The following is a 1108-nucleotide window of genomic DNA, read 5'->3' as shown; positions in this document are numbered from 1 at the left end:
AGTACGCGTCCGTTTCTTGAGAACTCAACAGTGTGTTAAAAGCCAGTGCATGAAACACATGCATAACCCCGTCCAAATCTTCGGATGGACGGATTCCTTTTTGGTTGGGATTCAACCACTTTTCCAAGCATTGTTTGGAGAGTTTGATCCTGGCTCAGGACGAACGCTGGCGGCGTGCTTAACACATGCAAGTCGAGCGGAAAGGCCCTTCGGGGTACTCGAGCGGCGAACGGGTGAGTAACACGTGAGCAACCTGCCCCTGACTCTGGGATAAGCCCGGGAAACTGGGTCTAATACCGGATACGACCGCCCCCGGCATCGGGTGGTGGTGGAAAGTTTTTTCGGTTGGGGATGGGCTCGCGGCCTATCAGCTTGTTGGTGGGGTAGTGGCCTACCAAGGCGACGACGGGTAGCCGGCCTGAGAGGGCGACCGGCCACACTGGGACTGAGACACGGCCCAGACTCCTACGGGAGGCAGCAGTGGGGAATATTGCGCAATGGGCGGAAGCCTGACGCAGCGACGCCGCGTGGGGGATGACGGCCTTCGGGTTGTAAACCTCTTTCAGCAGGGACGAAGTTGACGTGTACCTGCAGAAGAAGCGCCGGCTAACTACGTGCCAGCAGCCGCGGTAATACGTAGGGCGCAAGCGTTGTCCGGAATTATTGGGCGTAAAGAGCTCGTAGGTGGCTGGTCGCGTCTGCCGTGAAAGCCCGCAGCTTAACTGCGGGTCTGCGGTGGATACGGGCCGGCTAGAGGTAGGTAGGGGCAAGTGGAATTCCTGGTGTAGCGGTGAAATGCGCAGATATCAGGAGGAACACCGGTGGCGAAGGCGGCTTGCTGGGCCTTACCTGACGCTGAGGAGCGAAAGCGTGGGGAGCGAACAGGATTAGATACCCTGGTAGTCCACGCTGTAAACGTTGGGCGCTAGGTGTGGGACCCTTCCACGGGTTCCGTGCCGGAGCTAACGCATTAAGCGCCCCGCCTGGGGAGTACGGCCGCAAGGCTAAAACTCAAAGGAATTGACGGGGGCCCGCACAAGCGGCGGAGCATGTTGCTTAATTCGACGCAACGCGAAGAACCTTACCAAGGTTTGACATCACCCGGAAA

Annotated in this window: 1 rRNA gene; it reads left to right on the top strand. The window is 58.5% G+C overall.

Annotated elements, in window-relative coordinates:
* Nucleotides 1-131: 131 nt before the first annotated feature.
* Nucleotides 132-1108: ribosomal RNA gene (locus tag ABT158_RS51255) — 16S ribosomal RNA — on the top strand; the annotation flags it as partial.

Source organism: Nonomuraea sp. NPDC001636, from assembly GCF_040298265.1.
In the GTDB taxonomy this organism is placed as follows: Bacteria; Actinomycetota; Actinomycetes; order Streptosporangiales; family Streptosporangiaceae; genus Nonomuraea.
Note: the sequence above shows the minus strand (reverse complement) of the source record. Positions and strands in the feature narration are given on the sequence as shown.